General features: G+C 38.9%; 15 protein-coding genes. 2 read left to right on the forward strand and 13 right to left on the reverse strand.

The window, feature by feature from the left end; genetic code table 11:
- Positions 1–581: 581 nt before the first annotated feature.
- The 5 genes from AC1D7X_RS16975 to AC1D7X_RS16995 all read right to left on the reverse strand — a co-directional run bounded on the left by AC1D7X_RS16975 (position 582) and on the right by AC1D7X_RS16995 (position 6,318).
- Positions 582–3,191, reverse strand: a complete 2,610-nt coding sequence (locus tag AC1D7X_RS16975; RefSeq protein ID WP_495475726.1) for an ABC transporter permease — start codon at positions 3,189–3,191, stop codon at positions 582–584.
- On the reverse strand, positions 3,188–3,871 hold the full coding sequence (locus AC1D7X_RS16980; protein WP_495475727.1) for an ABC transporter ATP-binding protein: 684 nt from the start codon (positions 3,869–3,871) through the stop codon (positions 3,188–3,190). The genes AC1D7X_RS16975 and AC1D7X_RS16980 overlap by 4 nt, the downstream gene beginning before the upstream one ends.
- Before the next feature lie 102 nt (positions 3,872–3,973).
- Positions 3,974–4,966, reverse strand: a complete 993-nt coding sequence (locus AC1D7X_RS16985) for a sensor histidine kinase (RefSeq protein ID WP_495475728.1) — start codon at positions 4,964–4,966, stop codon at positions 3,974–3,976.
- Position 4,967: 1 nt separating this feature from the next.
- A complete protein-coding gene (locus AC1D7X_RS16990) occupies positions 4,968–5,651 on the reverse strand; it encodes a response regulator transcription factor (RefSeq protein WP_495475729.1) in 684 nt (227 codons plus the stop codon).
- A gap of 319 nt (positions 5,652–5,970) precedes the next feature.
- On the reverse strand, positions 5,971–6,318 hold the full coding sequence (locus AC1D7X_RS16995; protein WP_495475730.1) for a DUF8832 domain-containing protein: 348 nt from the start codon (positions 6,316–6,318) through the stop codon (positions 5,971–5,973).
- A 390-nt stretch (positions 6,319–6,708) separates the two neighbouring features.
- On the opposite strand from AC1D7X_RS16995, the gene AC1D7X_RS17000 reads away from it, so the two are divergent.
- The gene (locus tag AC1D7X_RS17000) at positions 6,709–8,805 is read left to right on the forward strand and encodes a DUF5693 family protein (RefSeq protein ID WP_495475731.1); all 2,097 of its coding nucleotides are present in this window, start codon (positions 6,709–6,711) and stop codon (positions 8,803–8,805) included.
- 80 nt (positions 8,806–8,885) lie between these two features.
- Here AC1D7X_RS17000 and AC1D7X_RS17005 read toward each other — a convergent pair whose 3' ends face one another.
- The 8 genes from AC1D7X_RS17005 to AC1D7X_RS17040 all read right to left on the reverse strand — a co-directional run bounded on the left by AC1D7X_RS17005 (position 8,886) and on the right by AC1D7X_RS17040 (position 14,549).
- Positions 8,886–9,281 carry a hypothetical protein gene (locus AC1D7X_RS17005; protein ID WP_495475732.1) on the reverse strand — a complete coding sequence of 132 codons (396 nt, stop codon included), beginning with the start codon at positions 9,279–9,281 and terminating at the stop codon, positions 8,886–8,888.
- Between the two features lie 11 nt (positions 9,282–9,292).
- Entirely contained in the window at positions 9,293–9,580 is a 288-nt protein-coding gene (locus tag AC1D7X_RS17010; RefSeq protein ID WP_495475733.1) for an MFS transporter, read from the reverse strand.
- Positions 9,581–9,720: 140 nt separating this feature from the next.
- A complete protein-coding gene (locus tag AC1D7X_RS17015) occupies positions 9,721–10,125 on the reverse strand; it encodes a hypothetical protein (protein ID WP_495475734.1) in 405 nt (134 codons plus the stop codon).
- A 141-nt stretch (positions 10,126–10,266) separates the two neighbouring features.
- Positions 10,267–10,653: a hypothetical protein gene (locus AC1D7X_RS17020; RefSeq protein ID WP_495475735.1), complete on the reverse strand. Its 387-nt coding sequence runs from the start codon at positions 10,651–10,653 to the stop codon at positions 10,267–10,269.
- A gap of 69 nt (positions 10,654–10,722) precedes the next feature.
- Positions 10,723–10,929: a DUF5316 family protein gene (locus AC1D7X_RS17025; protein ID WP_495475736.1), complete on the reverse strand. Its 207-nt coding sequence runs from the start codon at positions 10,927–10,929 to the stop codon at positions 10,723–10,725.
- Between the two features lie 373 nt (positions 10,930–11,302).
- A complete protein-coding gene (locus AC1D7X_RS17030; RefSeq protein ID WP_495475737.1) occupies positions 11,303–12,190 on the reverse strand; it encodes a carbohydrate ABC transporter permease in 888 nt (295 codons plus the stop codon).
- A 12-nt stretch (positions 12,191–12,202) separates the two neighbouring features.
- Positions 12,203–13,099 (reverse strand): carbohydrate ABC transporter permease, encoded by an 897-nt coding sequence (locus tag AC1D7X_RS17035; protein ID WP_495475738.1) that lies wholly within the window; start codon positions 13,097–13,099, stop codon positions 12,203–12,205.
- A 76-nt stretch (positions 13,100–13,175) separates the two neighbouring features.
- Positions 13,176–14,549 carry an ABC transporter substrate-binding protein gene (locus AC1D7X_RS17040; RefSeq protein ID WP_495475797.1) on the reverse strand — a complete coding sequence of 458 codons (1,374 nt, stop codon included), beginning with the start codon at positions 14,547–14,549 and terminating at the stop codon, positions 13,176–13,178.
- Positions 14,550–14,852: 303 nt separating this feature from the next.
- On the opposite strand from AC1D7X_RS17040, the gene AC1D7X_RS17045 reads away from it, so the two are divergent.
- Positions 14,853–16,517, forward strand: a complete 1,665-nt coding sequence (locus tag AC1D7X_RS17045) for a response regulator transcription factor (protein ID WP_495475739.1) — start codon at positions 14,853–14,855, stop codon at positions 16,515–16,517.
- The last annotated feature ends 3 nt before the right edge of the window (positions 16,518–16,520 follow it).

The following is a 16,520-nucleotide window of genomic DNA, read 5'->3' on the forward strand; positions in this document are numbered from 1 at the left end:
AGATTCAATTGTATCTTTATTTTACCTTCTTTTCCGAATGCGTACAAGCGTTCCTATGTAATTTTGATTTATGTATTTATGATCTTAATATACGTTTTTTAACCCGCATCCCTTTCATATAACTACTAATCTACGAATTCGTCTATCTCTCTCATACAACCAGATAGGAGAATTCGTTAAATCCCCGTCTGTAGAGTGATAGACGAACATGGCTTTCCTCATTCATGGGTCAGACATTGTATGCCAGTACCTCTGAAAGACCCTTGCATGGTTAAACGCCCTCGTTCATTACACTCTTATTACTGAAGTATACTTTCCCTTCTTCTCATTACGCACTTGCTACTGAATTAACCTTTCCCTTCGCCTCATTCCTCTATAATTTCTATGTACACTTTCAATGCCTCATTCCGCTGTAACTCCTATATATACTTCCCCTCCACTCATTCCGCTCTTATTTCTATCTATACTTTCGCTATCATCCCTCTAATCTCCTCCGCAGCGATACTACTGCTTGTTGCATCACAAATAAATGGAGGCACCTGAAATGATTAAACATTTCACGTGCCTCCATCATTCTTTGGCTATATACTCTCTTGTTTTAAAGCATCGATAATGTTTTCCTTCTTCACTTTCGAACTCGCATATAACATGGCTGAGCTAACTATGATAAATACAGCAACGATAACATACATCATACTTATCCATGGGAGTGTGAAGCCAAATTCGAAGCTATTCATCAGTGATTTGTACATCAAATACATTACACCGATACTGATCGGAAGACCATAGAGTAGTGATTTCATTCCATAAAATATACTTTCGTAATTAATCATTTTGTTGAACCCTTTAGGCGTCATCCCAACGGATTTCAGCATCGCAAACTCTCTTTTCCGAAGAGATATGCTTGTAGAAATAGTATTCAAAATATTGGCGATTGATATTAATGTAATTAACGAGATAAACCCATAGATGAATACAGACATTAACAAGATCATCTGTTCATTTTGCTGTTTATTCTGATATACATTATTAACATAGACATTACTCTCTTTCATCTCTTCAATGGTCTGTTGTGTCTTCAATGGGTCTGTGCTGTTCAGGTTAAGTCTGCTTATAATATTTTTACTCAGGGGTTCAATCCCTAATTGATCTAATACTTGTTCGGAGACGATAATGTTTAATCTGCCTATTTCCACTGTATGAACGCCCAAAGGCAGTTGATCTGTCAAAGCGACGATGGTTACTGGTTTTAATTTCAACTCTTTTTCCAAGTCCCCACCAGTGTAGCTTAAATCAAGTTGATTACCGGTTTTCGTTTGAATCGCTTTGGTCTCAACAAATTTTTTGGCTATCTCATCTTGATAAGAGACGGTATCGATCACAATGGCCGTCAACTGATCAGGATTGATTAGTTGCTCATAAGGAACACCGACTGATTGTGTATAAGCCTTCAAATTCTGTTCATTGAGTACATTAATCTGAATGGCATAAGGAAGCTTCCCATTATCATCTAACATACTGCTATCCTTCTTCACTCTTTCTTTCAATTCTTCAGCAATCATTTTCTCCTCAATCCGAGAACTCACATTTAGTGTTCTAACCACATTATATTCTGTAACACTTGGCAGGGTAGATATCGATTTGGTCAACCGATCTACTTTTGGAAAGTCCTCATTCCCCATATAGACTTGGATATCATAATTCAAGCCGTCCTGTGATAGTTCGATCGACTTTCTCAGGTTAGTAGTGAAATAGGATACCGATAAAAACAACACAATGCTAATGATAAGCGAGAACACCGTTGCTTGGTACTTGCGTTTATTTCTTTTTAGATTCTTCAACCCAATTTCCGCTTCGATTCCAAACAATTTACGAACGAATTTGGATGTTTTCACCGTTTTACCAGAGAGCTTAACCTCAGTGGTTTGTCGAATCGCATCAATCGCTGAGATCCTAGAAGCTTTTCTGGCTGGAAGATAGGTAGATATAGCAATCGTCACTATTGAAACAGCACAAGCGATTAGTATGGAGACAGGTGTGACGACCACCGTTAATTGTTCTGTTATCCCTAACACATCTTGAATCATCGAATTGATAAACATAAAGGTTATCCCTATGCCGACAATGCCGCAAATGATCCCAATAGGGATACTGATTAACCCGATAATCATTCCCTCAAAAAATACCGAATTTCTCTTTTGCCTTTTCGTAGCGCCTACACTTGACAACATGCCTAGATGGCGTGCGCGTTCCGAGACAGAAATCGCAAAAGTATTATAGATTAAAGATACGGAGCCAATGATAATCACGGCCATAATAATCGCTGACAAGGAAAGCAGCGTATCACGTATGCCATTACTATTTGCCACACCATAATAGCGTAGCAGACTATTATTATAAGAAATGGACTCGGACTCAATATTATTTTCTTTTGCGAATTCCTCAGCGTGTGTATATATAGAGTTATCCACCTTGTTCAATACAACCGTCGCTGTGACTTTTTCGTCTGCTGCGATCAAGCTTTCATCCACGTAACTTAGGGTTGTATAGCCCGGAGCCCATGTTGGTTCCCAGGTCGGACGTTTTATCACTCCCACAATCGTGTAGCTTATGGGTTGCTTATGAACTAACATTTCAGACAGGGTATCATTTTCAATCTGTAATCGTGCGTTTTGAGTTAGTAGAGGACCATTAGCATCATCACTAATCACACGCTCCCCAACATCCAGAGTGAATGAATCACCAATTTTGTAGGTCACTTTAGCGTTCTTAGCAATCTCCTCGGATATAACCACCTCATGGTTAGCCTTCGGCAGTCTCCCCTCAAGAAGCTCAATCGGAAATAGTTCGAAACCTGCTGTATTGTATTCCTTAATAAACCAATAGGGCTTGTTCTCATTCTGTCCGCCTTCTAAAGGGGCATAACCACGATCTTTGGAAATGACCAGGGTATTCGTTGCCTCATCCGCTTGAATCGCTGCGAGCTGAGCTTTAGTAACATCTTTATATTGGACATGCCATTCCCCACCAGTGGAGATGCTCTGCTTCTTCATTAATTCCATAAAGGAAACCCCAAGTGTAGAAACAGCTGTCACCATCGCTACCGAGATAATAACTCCTATAATGGTCACTAGTGTGCGGCGTTTGTTCTCCTTCAAATGTCGTACTGTTAATTTGTTAACAATATTCACGGACGAATCACCTCGTCTTTGGCAATCCTTCCATCTTCAATGGTGATGATTCTATCGGCTTGTAGCGCAATCCGCTCATCATGGGTAATGATTATCAGCGTTTGATTAAAGGTTTTATTAAACATTTTTAATAAATCAATAATTTCATTACCATTCTTACTATCCAGATTACCTGTTGGTTCGTCTGCGAGCATAATCGCAGGATTACTAATCAGCGCTCTTCCAATCGACACCCGTTGTTGTTGTCCACCAGAGAGTTGATTCGGTAAGTGCTTTAAGCGATTGTCTAGGTTTAAAGTCTTCACGATATCCGCGAATTGCTTCTTATCCACCTTATGTCCATCAAGTAGTAAGGGTAGCTGAATATTCTCTTCCACCGTTAAGACTGGAATTAGATTATAGAATTGATAGATCAAGCCAATTTGTCTACGTCGAAAGATCGCTAGTTGAGTTTCATTCAGATTATAAATGTCTGTGTTATCAACGAGCACTTTGCCACTTGTCGGTCGATCCACACCACCAAGCATATGTAGAATCGTTGATTTCCCTGAACCAGATGGACCGATAATAGCGATGAATTCTCCTTTGTTTACTGTAAAAGATACATCATCAAGTGCTTTTACCGCGGTTTCACCTTTACCATACGTTTTAGATAGATGTTCAATTTTTAATATTTCCATTCTAAGACCTCCATTTGTGCTAATGAGATCAGTATATCTGTCGATCATGACTTTAAAGTGACTGTTACATGACGATTTAGTCACTTAACTTCATGCAATGAATTATTTGTAGAACTTAATATGAAACTGAGTGCCCGTGCCTTTCCCACTCTTCACATGGATATCTCCATTCTGACTTGTAATAATACTGTGAGATAAGGCTAATCCAATGCCAATACTGTCTTCGCTTGCATTCTTCCCTTTATAAAATCGTTTAAAAACATAGGGTAATTCTTCTTTCGGAATCCCTTTTCCGTTATCAGCAATGATTACTTCGGTATACAGTGCATTTTCTGCAAAAGATATCGAGATCTCCCCACCTTTAGGGGTGTGCTCCACGCAATTTTTCAGAATATTGATGACAGCTTCAGCGGTCCAATTGAGATCACCAAGAAAAGATGAGCTGTCTTCGCCCTTAATCGAGACGGTTTGTTCCTTAATGTCCATTGGAATCAGAACCGGTTCTAGTGATTTTTGAAACAATGTTCTGACGGAAATAGGATCTTTTTTGAATTGAACCGTTCCTGCATCGATTTTGGAGAACTTTAATAATGAAGAAACAAGCCATCCAATTCTTTCGAGTTGAATCCGTATATTACGTGTGAATTCCGTTCTTTTCTCAGGAGGAAGTTCAGGTTCACTTAATAAATCTGCCATGACGGTCATGGAGGTTAGGGGAGTCTTTAGCTGATGTGATATATCGGAGATCGCATTCGTAAGCTGGACTTTATCATGCTGCAAAAGAGCACTATGCTCAGATAACATAAGTGTCACTTTGTAAATATCGTTCTTTAGAATACTAAGCTCACCTTCCTGATTATCACGAACGTCTAACGTGTAATCCCCATTACTTATTTGACGTAAGTAGCTAGAGAGATTCTCTATCTCCCTATATCTCCATCTCGTAAATACCAAACTGCATGCAATAAGTAAAGCTGATGAGACACAAGTAAGTACTGCAGCAGCGAATGACATCATCGCCGAGATCACGATTGCCACGAGACTGATTGAACACATTGTAACGAATAACCATCGAAACTCTCTATTTCGAAGCATACTAATCACCTACCTTATATCCTAGACCACGCACTGTTTTGATAATCATCGGTTCTTGAGGGTTGTCCTCTAACTTTTCTCTTAATCTTTTAATATAGACCGTTAATGTATTATCATTCACAAAATCACCTGCCACATCCCAAATCCGTTCCAATAGCTGATTTCTTGAAAGAACCTGTCCAATATGATTCGCAAAAATAAGCAATAACCGATACTCTAACGCAGTCACTGAAACCTCATCGCCATTCTTATACACTTTTCCTTCTAGCGTGTTGATCCGTATATTATCAATTTCAATGATCGAATTGGTCTGGGTCTGTTTATGATATCTTCTTAAGACGGATTTAATGCGCGAGAGAAGCTCACGGATCCGAAAAGGTTTGGTAATATAATCGTCTCCCCCCATATCAAGTCCCATCACGACATTCACCTCATCATCTATCGCTGTTAGAAAAATAACAGGAATATCACTCCGCTCCTTCACCATCTTACATAACTCGTAGCCATTACCATCGGGTAGCGATATATCAAATAAACATAAGGTAAACTGATCTAATTGTTCAGCTATCACCTGTTTAGCAGTTACGGTATCATAACAAAGAACCGTAGAATAGTGATCCTGTTGCAACGAATATTCAAGACCTGATGCAATCGTTCGATCATCTTCTACCAGTAATATTTTCATTTGAAGATCATCCTTTCTTATTTTCACTTAAACCTTACCTTACTATCAAAAAAGCAGCAATTCCGTGGAATCTGCTGCCCTCTTAGATATTTACTGGAAGTATACGATCCATATATCCAATGCGCCTTTCCATCCCAAACCCACTTGGATTGCCATCGGCTCGCTGTTGCCAGATGCTACTTAGGATGATTAGTTTTATTTTATCAAAATACCATACAATCTTACTTGTGTCATCGGATTAGATCTAAGAAGCAAGAAAAATCCCTTGAAGGACAAGGGTTCTGAGTGTCCATATAAAAAGTAAATCGTTATAGAACTTTTACAACGAAAGGAACTGTAAATACTTTACCATTCTGCTGGAACTGTCCCCAAATCTTATAAGACCGCTTTGAGGGAACATACTATTAAATTCGGCATTCGGGCCTGTCCCTCTGTCAACTGTAGGATGAACATGTAGGAATTTCTCTGCGTCTTGCGACATGATTACAACATGTCCAATGGCCCCAAGATAAGGTTGTAGGTCTGTAACGGATATAATATCTGCAAACATCTTGAACTCACCAGATGTTGGGAATGGTGTGGTAACCGAGAATACACCGTTTCCTTTATAATCAGGGTGGATGTGGGTAAAGTAAGACAAATCCTTACTTACTATGATAAAATGCATCTTTTTCTCATGAACGGTATCAAATTGTTCAATCGCTTTACCATCTCACTATGGTCCATATCTGTTGTAGCATCATTTATTGTTGATCCTGATGTTCCGCAGGATGTGAATAGCGTAGCTGTAAGCACAATTGAAAATGCAATTCTTTTCATGATGTCGTTTATCAGCATATTTAGCTTCGCCGTATTATTTTGTTTATTCAATGCTAGTGATACTTATTAATGAAGCAAATGAATAGATTAGCACATAACTGAAGTCTTTCTTATGGTTTTATGCTATACTCTTTCCACTTAAGTGAGATTACAATAATTAGAGTGTATCTCTTTTATGAAGTTCATTTAACAAGGATTTATCGATGTTTCAACTACAATATGATGGAGATGAATCAAAATGTTTAATGGGTACAGTCAAATTAATCAAAGAATGTTGCGATGGTTATGGTGTCTAGTAATCTTAGGAATAGTAGCTTCTATTCCAGTGGTGTATCATCGTATGAAAACGGAGAATACGTCTAATAATGTAGAGATTGTTTTTAATTATAAGAACCTTCTTCAAATTTCAGACTATAAACCCAATCCGAAAGCGTTCGTCGATGAACAACTAACATTAATGAAACAATCAGGAATCACCTCTATGGCTGTGGATGAAAGTACTCTCAACATCCTGCAGCTGAGTCGAAGAATCGAGTTGTTCTCGTCACATGAGGCCACCGCTTTAACACAAACACAGATATCTCCTAATCAAAACTTTACTTACATATTGTTTTCCGAGAAAGATTCCGAGATTGAAATGAAGACCATGATCCAGAACAACTTTGAACGATTAAATATCAACATCCATCCTTGGACTTATAAGAAACAAAACGGTCTCATAATCGAAATGCCTATAGCTGACGCTACTCGTGTGCCAATGGACCTTGATCCAATCACGATGACCATGTTAAAGAATAAAGGATTTCGCATCGTCGCTTCGCTATCTAATCATCGCCAACCCTTTTCGTTGGACCATATGGAAGATGTATTGAAGGAATTAGATCGATTTGAGGTATCATCAGTCTTAATAGATGGAACAGCTGTTCCTGGGTACTCGAATGATGGTGAGACGGATGATATGTCCTCAATGGCTGATCTCTTTAATAAGCATAACTTAGGAGTAGCTTTCATGGAGATGCAAAAGGCTGATCCGATGGGATTTGACACCCTAGCGAGTAAACTAGATTATAATATTTTCCGTTTGCACAATTTCTCTACGAAAGACGCTAGCAAGCTTATGGAGAACGTTACGCTAGAAGAATTAGAACAACAAATTCAACGCTACTCTGACCGTTTCGTGTTGGCTGTCAAGGATCGTAACATACGTATGATTCTCTTGAATAGCATTCCCGCTCAAAGCGAAGAATCAGGCTTATATACAGACCCTCTTAAAGAGATATACGCTATTCTTGATGGAACTGATGGAGCTGTAACAAGAATCCAAGAAGCAGGGTTCACAATCAACTCTGCACATTCCTTTTCACCAACCGATATGGACTTTTATACGATTCTCAAAATACTTAGCGTTCTAGGCAGCATTTCTCTAATTGCAATCATGATGTCTTACTTTGTTCCCGCTCATGTATTGACTATCTTTATTCTAGGATTGTTCGGAACCGGTGGAATCGGCATTCTATCTTCTAATCTGTTGTATAAAATACTAGCTCTCGGTGTAGCTGTCTCGGCACCCTGTGTAGCACTTTTCATAGCCATGAAATGGATACGTACTAAACAGAATGATAAGAAATCTACAACCCCTTGGTTTGCATTCATCATCTTTTTAAGTACAGCACTCATATCACTTATCGGTGGAATATTTATCGTCACGATGTTAGATGACATCACTTATTTGTTATACATTGACCAGTTTATTGGGGTTAGAGTAGCGAGCCTGATCCCGATTGCTTTAGTTGGCTTGTACCTCCTCTTTTTCAATGAAGGATTAACATTAGAGGGCAAAATCCTAAAAACCAAACGTCTTCTATTAACTCATATCAGTGTCCTTTGGGTTTTAGGGGCTGGGTTCGCCCTTGTCGTTATGCTTTATTATGTATCGAGAACAGGAAATGGTGGAACTGCAACTTCTCTTGAATTATTCTTCAGGACTTTACTCGAGAATACGATTGGCATTCGACCTAGAAACAAAGAATTCTTGTTCGCTCATCCCTTGTTTATATTAGGTGCTTACCTTGCGCTAAAACATAGACCAGGTGCCTTGTATATATTAGCATTAGGGATCATCGGCCAGACTTCACTTGTAGATACATTTGCTCATCTCCATACGCCGTTTCATATTTCATTAATCCGTGCCGCTTACGGGGTGATATTTGGTGCCATCGTCAGTCTGCTGTATATAGGAACATGGAATGTGCTCGAAAATATATGGTATAAGTTGTATCCTTTGTCTAAACGTGAGCGCACTGTAAAGACGAATGATAATAACATATCGTTATAGTTATCACCCCAAGAAATCGCAAGAAACAAGCCAACTACTCCATCGTAGTTGGCTTGTTTTATTCATATTCAAGCAATTCTTTATACCGATACTGCAGAATTCTCTCTTTTCTTTTTCTTATCAAGTGCACCGGCCAATACGATCATACTGATAAGTCCAACTACTGCAAATATAGTAGCTGTTATGAACGACATGTTAATACCATGTAGTAATCCATCCCCAGAAATATCCATGAACTGTTCAGATGTTGGATCAACGTTGCCAACTTTCGCCACTTCTTTCGTGATAAACAGCTTGGTTTGTGTTGCCATAATCGTTGTCATAACAGCCGTACCTATGGCACCCGAAATCGATTGAAGCGTATTTTGCATCGCTGTACCGTGGCCTTGTAAAGTTGGACGTAATGAATTTAGCCCAGCCGTCATTAATGGCATCGTTAAGAACGTTACCCCAAATGAACGTACCATATAAATCACGACTATTAACACTACCCCTTAGTATAAGTTAGATTCGTATACAGTGCCGTTGTAATTACGAGTAAGGATACACCCGTAATGCCAATCCATTTCATACCGTGACGATCAAAGAGTCTACCTGCAATAGGTGACATGATAGCCATAACTATACTACCTGGTAACAGAAATAACCCAGATTCAAGTGCTGTCATCCCCCGACTGCTTTGTAGATAGGTCGGTAATAAAATCATTGCCGAGTATATGACGCCATTCACGAAGAAACTGATAACAAACGATAATGTGTATAGGGGGTAGAACAATAGCACCGTCCCCAAATTTGAATTCCATTCTGCATTGCCCTCCTTTTTAGTGCATCACCACTTATTGTTCGCATGAAGACATATCTTCCTCCGTAAATATCATTTCACCTTATTCCTACTTAATTAAACTGCCCGTTAGCTTATGTGCATCTTTCTTCAACATTTGCCTTATCATTACTAATTGTCACCTTTGAATTTCCCGACAGATATTCTGTATAACCGCAAACCGTTATTTCTTTGGTATCTCCTCTTGAATCGGTATACCTTAAATATATCGCCCCTTCTCCAGTTAAGGTCAGTACAGGCTTAATTTTAATGGTTTCCCCGCTCTTTATCTTCGTTGCATAGATATCTTTTGAAGTGCCCTTTATTATCCCTGTCTCTACCGAAATGATATCGTAGTCTGATTTATTATTGATTATCACTGAGAAGCTTTGGAATTGATAAAAAATGTTGTCTTGAAGCCATTTGAAACCTAAGAATCCTATAACCACAAAGGAGAATAATAAAACTAACAGAATAATAGTTCTTCTTTTTCCTTTCAAATTTACAACCTCTTTTCACGATTTGCATTAAATTCCCACTAGAAGAGACGAATTCAAGCTGGTTTATGTTGCTAGCAGTAGATTGGTATCAGATACTATCTGATGAACTAAACTGCCCGTTAGTTGAATATATTCATTGAATTATTCATCCTTTTCTGTGAGGAAAAAGGACTTTCTAATAAAAAACGTATAAATTAATACAATTACTGACCAACTGACATTCCCTATGAATGGTTGTTGATTATGCGATGATAATAGATTATAACTTATTAAACCAAATCCAAATGAGTAAATAATCATCAACCAAAATCCCCATTTTTTTAAACCCATATAACCATAGATGAGGATAAGGGAAGCAACAGCCAATATAACCCTAAATAATTGTTCTGGAAAGTTTGGTAAACCAAACCTATAGGCTATGCCAAATTCATCTGCATCTGCATTAAAGAATATTGCTGTGAAAATTAATACTAATGCACCAATTATGTAAAAACAACTAATTAAAGTAACTCCTAAAGGTCTTTTCACTTCGATTATCACCTCATCCCAGTTATATACTATCAAAATTTACCTTTTGTGGTTAAACTATACTGCCCGTTAGCTTAATAAATACATCAATCCAGCAACTGAAAACGAAACTACTCCTGCTAAAGTAGACCATGTAGCAACTTTCTTCATCATTTCAAGATCTTCCTTAGGCTCTGAATAAAAATTACCTCTTTGTTGGTAACCAGTCGTCCATGCTCTGATGCAAAGGCCAGAAACAAGAATGAGAATTATCCCTAGATAGATAAAAAAATTCATAATTGATCTTCCTTCCCAATCACCCTAGTTACTAATATAACGTTTATAACAGGGAAAGGTTGTAAGCGAAGAAGTGAAGTTCATTACACTGTCCTGCCCGCTAGCTGAATGAAGCGTCCTTAGTCTAATACTACTTTATTTTCTTTTAACACTTGGTCTCCGAATTTCAACCGCTGAACGGTTCCAATCCAGAAATTTGGAGACCACAGCGATTAGAGAAACGGTCCGTTCGCGGAGCGTCCTCTCAGAACACCTACCCTTCTCCTACAAAAATAACAAATGGGGTGCCCCTAATCATTTTCATGACTTGGGACAGCCCCTTAATTATTTCGTATTATTGAAGTTCATTTGTTAAGATTCCTTGAAAATGTAGTTAACCCTTCACTGCCCCCATCGTAATCCCCTGTGTAAATGCTTTTTGGAAGAGCAAGAAGATCGCAATCATCGGTATCGATGCTAAAGCAGCACCTGCCATCAGGAGACCATAATTGGTCGTGAATTCACCTCTGAGTGTTGCTACTCCAAGTGGAAGCGTCATCATTGATGTCGAGCGTGTCATGATGAGTTGACTGAAATAATCATTCCAAGAAGTAATGAAAGTAAAGATAGCTAACGCTCCTAAGGCCGGTTTCAATAATGGCAATATGATCGTTGTGAATAGTCGCATTTCAGAACTACCATCGATTTTGGCGGCTTCGATCAGTTCACTAGGAATGGTCTGTGCGAACTGTTTCATCAGGAATACACCGAACGGCCATCCAATCGCAGGTAATATAAGCCCTTTATATGTATTGACCCAACCGAAATCAGCTAACATCGTAAAGAGCGGCACGAGGATCACTTGCTTAGGTAAAGCCATCGCTGCCACAAATATGGTGAAGATGATGACTCGTCCAGGGAATGATTTCTTGGCAAGCACATATCCAGCTAATGACGAAACGATACATATCGCAAGCATTTCTGTAAATGCAATGATGAAGCTGTTGAGCATCCACCGTTCCACTGGATTCTTAAATAATTCAGACCAGTTCGCAAATGTTGGCTTTAACGGAAACCATTCTGGTGGAATGGTTGTAGCAACGGTCTGTAGCTTAAACGATCCCGATACTACCCAATAAAAAGGAAAGATAAAGAATAGCGTTGATAGTACTAACAGGATGGCTGCAACGACTTTCGGAATCGTTATTTTTCTGTCCCATGCACTTTTTCTCGTTGGTTGTAACCTAGGTGCTTTCATTTTTACTGTATTCATAGAATTCATGATGGTCCCCCCTTAGTACTCAACATCGCTGCCAAAGTATTTAAATTGAATGATCGAGATAATACCAATAACAATGGCGAGTAGAACACCCATCGCAGATGCATAACCGAAATGTCCTAGCATGAACGCTTGCTCATATACGCTATACATAACGGTCGATGTACTATATACGGGGCCACCTGAAGTCAGAAGTTGAATGAGAGCAAAACACTGGAAGGTATTGATCGTCGTGATCACGATAATATATAAATTCGTTGGCATGAGCATCGGCCATAATATTTTTCGGAAAATTTGCCATGGTGTTGCGCGGTCAAGCTCCGCTGCTTCGATGTAAGATGTAGGTATGTTACCAATAGATGCGACATACAGAATGATAGGTTGACCTACGGAAGTGGTTATTAATACGGCGATAATCGCAAGTAAAGCAGTCTTGGTATCCCCTAGCCAGGATACAGGCTCCATTCCAATCAGACTGGTCAAATAATTGAGTATTCCATAGTTAGGATGATAGATCCAACCCCACACAACAGTAATACTTACGACCGAGGATACAGCTGGCAAGTAGAACACGCCTCGGAAAAATGATCTTGCAAATTCTTTTTTCTTGTAAATATTCATGGAGATGAATAGAGAAAAAATAATAACAATAGGTACCGTGATAACGACAAGTAATATCGTATTCCCCATGGACTTCATGAAATTATCGTCTTGAACCAACGAAACATAATTATCTAACCCAATAAAATTAAAGTCTCGCAAAGAGTAATCAAAGAAGCTAATATAAATCCCTTTTATCATTGGATAAGCAACAAATAGAAGGAAAAATCCAAACGCAGGTAGTAAGAAAAGATAACTCATGAACCAGTCTCGTATTATATAACCTTTTTTTTTGCGAATCGCTTCCCCCACACCCATCTCCCCGTTTCTTCGATGATTTGAAGAGATTAGAGTACTTACCGCACTCTAATCTCTGATTACTCATCCCTTACTTAGCTGATGCTTTTGCCTTGGTGATTGCTTCATTGGCTTTCTCAGCAAAGCTGTCTAAAGCTTCTTTACCTGTTGCGCCACCTGTCAAAGCACGTTGCAATTCAGGGAACCAGAAGGTACGGATTTCAGCGTATCCATCCGCAATCGTCGGTGCATCTGTCGTGAACTTACGTGCATATTCAGCGTAAGTGTACTCAGGATCATCATAAAGACCTGTAACCGAATTACGAACAGATAGTCCACCCGTTTGAATCAAGTTCTTCTTACCATACACAGGATCATTAGCTATGAAATCGATCAATTTCTTAGATGCTGCGATTTTGTCGTCATTGCCATTATTGAATATGGCCATGCCACCAAGATATGGCTCAAGTTTCGGTTCCGAACCATCCATCGTTGGGAAAGGAAGAAGAACATCTTCAAATTCAACCATTTTTTTAGATACATTCTGAGCTTTGAGTACTGCAGAATAGTTTAGTGTAAAGGCCAGTTTTCCTTGCAGGAACAAGTCATTCACGTCTGCAGCAGCTAAGGATGCCGCACCGGTAACGCTGAGTTTATCTTTTGTAGCTTGAACAATCCAATCCAGCGCCTTAGCTGCATTATCTGTATTAATGGCTACCGCCGAGTTATCCTCATTCAAGAATCTAGATACGCCTAGGTTAGCAAGGTAAGCTCGCGTTCCTTGGTCTCCAGCTTGGCTTTTTGCGAAGAAACCCGTTGGAATCACATCAGGCGCCTTTTCTTTCACAGCTTCTAACGCCTTTACGTATTCATCAAACGTCCAGGTTCTGTCTTCTTTATTAAGTGGGAGTAAATCAAGAGCACCGATCTTCTCAAAGACTGTTTTGTTAACCGCCATCATAAATGGTGCCGTATTAATAGGATACATATAGATCTTGTCGCCTACGCCCGATTGTTTCCAGAAGGCTTCTGAGATGTCGTTCTTCACTTCGTCAGTCACCATATCATTGATTGGAGCAAGTAGATCTTTCTTCCCCCAGTCAATAATTCGTCCTGGTGCATCGTAGATGACATCGGGCGCTGTATTGGATGCAATCGCAACATTTAGTTTTTCAGGGCCACCTTCAAAAGTGATCATTTCAAGATTTACTTTAATATCAGGAAATTTCTCATTAAATGCTGTAATAATTTCTTTCTCGTACTTACCAACTTCACCATCTAAAGCTTGAAAAGTTGGGAAGTTCCACCATGTAATTTCTACTGGCTTGGCAGCGGTCTCCGTTGGTGTTGTTTCTTGCTTAACCGAGTTAGTACTAGGTGAGTTAGCATTATTCGTGTTCCCACATGCAGCTAACTGTGTTCCTAGTAATGCGACACCGAACATACTGATTAACCCTTTTTTCATAGCTCTCAATGTATTACCCCCTATGGTATATTGGAATAAAATACGCTTTCATTCCTTGCACTAATCATAATTCAATTGTAAATTTAGAAGAATCCCTCTTCTTTGACTTTCATAGTCGTATTCTTACATGTTCCTTCTCTCATTCCACAAAGTGATGTTATAATATGTAACATAATATTGAAGAACAATAGTTTTTTCTAGCAATTGATATCAATGTTCGACCTACTATCTACCTTGAATATTACACATCATGTATAGTTTCTCAAAATCCACTATAGGTTTAAGCCTTTCGGAGGGAATTTCATGTACAAACTTATGATTGTAGAGGATGAACCATTAATTAGAACGGGTCTGAAACATTACTTCGCATGGCAGGATCTAGAAGTTCATACCATCGTGGAAGCTGATAATGGAAAAGAGGGTCTAGCAACTGCTCTCCGTGAGCAACCCGATCTAGTCATCACGGATATTCGCATGCCTGAAATGGATGGTCTTCAGATGATTGAAGAAATTCGAAAGGTTCTTCCTGATACCTTGTTTATCATCTTGACGGGGTTTAATGATTTTGAATACGCCCAGAAGGCTATTCGACTAGGAGGTATACATGATTTCTTGCTCAAACCTTTAGAATATGAGGAAAGTTTAGCAACCATCCAAGCGTGCATGAACAGGCTCAGGATTACACGCACCGAGCTTCAGACTCGTTCTAAATTGGAACAGGATATACAAGAAAATTGGAAACTAAAAGGAAGTCAGCTAGTAAAACTTCTGCTCGAAGAAGAGGATACCACAATCGATAGGAAGATGATCCGTGAACTTTGTGGCTTCAATAGTGATGACTTCCTATGTCAACCTTTTGTACTGGCATGTTTACCACATTTAGATGCACATCCGCAATCGATGAAATGGATCAAACAGCATACCGAGAGGATCATACATGAAACAGCCGAATCCATTTTCCCTACGCATACTCCAAGACATATATTTACTTACATATCTAGATCGAAACTGTATGGCCTCGTTATTTTAGAAGAAACACAAAATAACGATAACCCCTTCTTTTTTATAGGAAATCAAGTACAGCAACAATTAGATCACATGCTTAAATTACTAGGTTCAGAATATAACACATCATTCTTTGTAGTGGTTGGTCCGTCAACAAGTGATGTAACACAAATCTATAAGTTATTGCACTATACAGATAAAGCATTGTATCAACGCTTCTATCAAACCAACCTTAACCTATTTCTGGCTTCCCCATTTGACGAACCTTCCATTTCAGCAAAAGCAACTATTATACAACTAGAAGAGAATGATAAGAAACGAATTATTAATTGTATCGAGAATGGGAATGCAACAGAGACCCATCAACTGATGCAGCGTCTAGCTCAAGATATTGTGAACAAAGCTCCTCATGTTTCACCAGAAATATGGCTCGCATTCCTACAGGAAATCATAAGTGTAATCATACGTTTTTCCCATAAAAATAGTATTCACATCGAAGGAGTGTACAGTGATAAGCTTTTAAATCTAACCTTTGTCGATGACTTCGCAACGCTTGAATCTCTGTTTGAATGGCTAGGGAGATGGATGATTCATTTAGGGGTTGTGTATACCGAAGGATTAACGCATAACCAGCAACAAGATGTCATTATCTTTGAACATATCGAATCTTTCATTAGAGAACATATTGATCAAGATGTCACACTCCAAATGGTGGCTGACCGCTTCTTCTATAATCCATCCTATTTAAGTCGTTTGTTCAAAAGAAAGCTAGATAAGAACTACATGAGATTTGTAACTGAAATCCGGATTGAATATGCACAGGAGTGCTTGAAGAATCCGAAATACTTAATTACCGATGTATGTGCCATGTGCGGATATAAAAGCTATAAGCATTTTGTGAAGACATTCAGAAGCATCACGAGTATGACGCCTTCAGATTATAGAAAACAATCGGGGTGGTGATCC

It is taken from the genome of Paenibacillus sp. Y568 (assembly GCF_059445545.1).

What these genes read in the sequence shown, in the direction of transcription:
- AC1D7X_RS16980 (WP_495475727.1), bottom strand. Translation starts at nt 3,871, where the DNA reads ATGGAAATATTAAAAATTGAACATCTATCTAAAACGTATGGTAAAGGT.
- AC1D7X_RS16985 (WP_495475728.1), bottom strand. Translation starts at nt 4,966, where the DNA reads ATGCTTCGAAATAGAGAGTTTCGATGGTTATTCGTTACAATGTGTTCA.
- AC1D7X_RS16990 (WP_495475729.1), bottom strand. Translation starts at nt 5,651, where the DNA reads ATGAAAATATTACTGGTAGAAGATGATCGAACGATTGCATCAGGTCTT.
- AC1D7X_RS16995 (WP_495475730.1), bottom strand. Translation starts at nt 6,318, where the DNA reads ATGCATTTTATCATAGTAAGTAAGGATTTGTCTTACTTTACCCACATC.
- AC1D7X_RS17000 (WP_495475731.1), top strand. Translation starts at nt 6,709, where the DNA reads ATGTTTAATGGGTACAGTCAAATTAATCAAAGAATGTTGCGATGGTTA.
- AC1D7X_RS17025 (WP_495475736.1), bottom strand. Translation starts at nt 10,929, where the DNA reads ATGAATTTTTTTATCTATCTAGGGATAATTCTCATTCTTGTTTCTGGC.
- AC1D7X_RS17030 (WP_495475737.1), bottom strand. Translation starts at nt 12,190, where the DNA reads ATGAATTCTATGAATACAGTAAAAATGAAAGCACCTAGGTTACAACCA.
- AC1D7X_RS17040 (WP_495475797.1), bottom strand. Translation starts at nt 14,549, where the DNA reads ATGAAAAAAGGGTTAATCAGTATGTTCGGTGTCGCATTACTAGGAACA.
- AC1D7X_RS17045 (WP_495475739.1), top strand. Translation starts at nt 14,853, where the DNA reads ATGTACAAACTTATGATTGTAGAGGATGAACCATTAATTAGAACGGGT.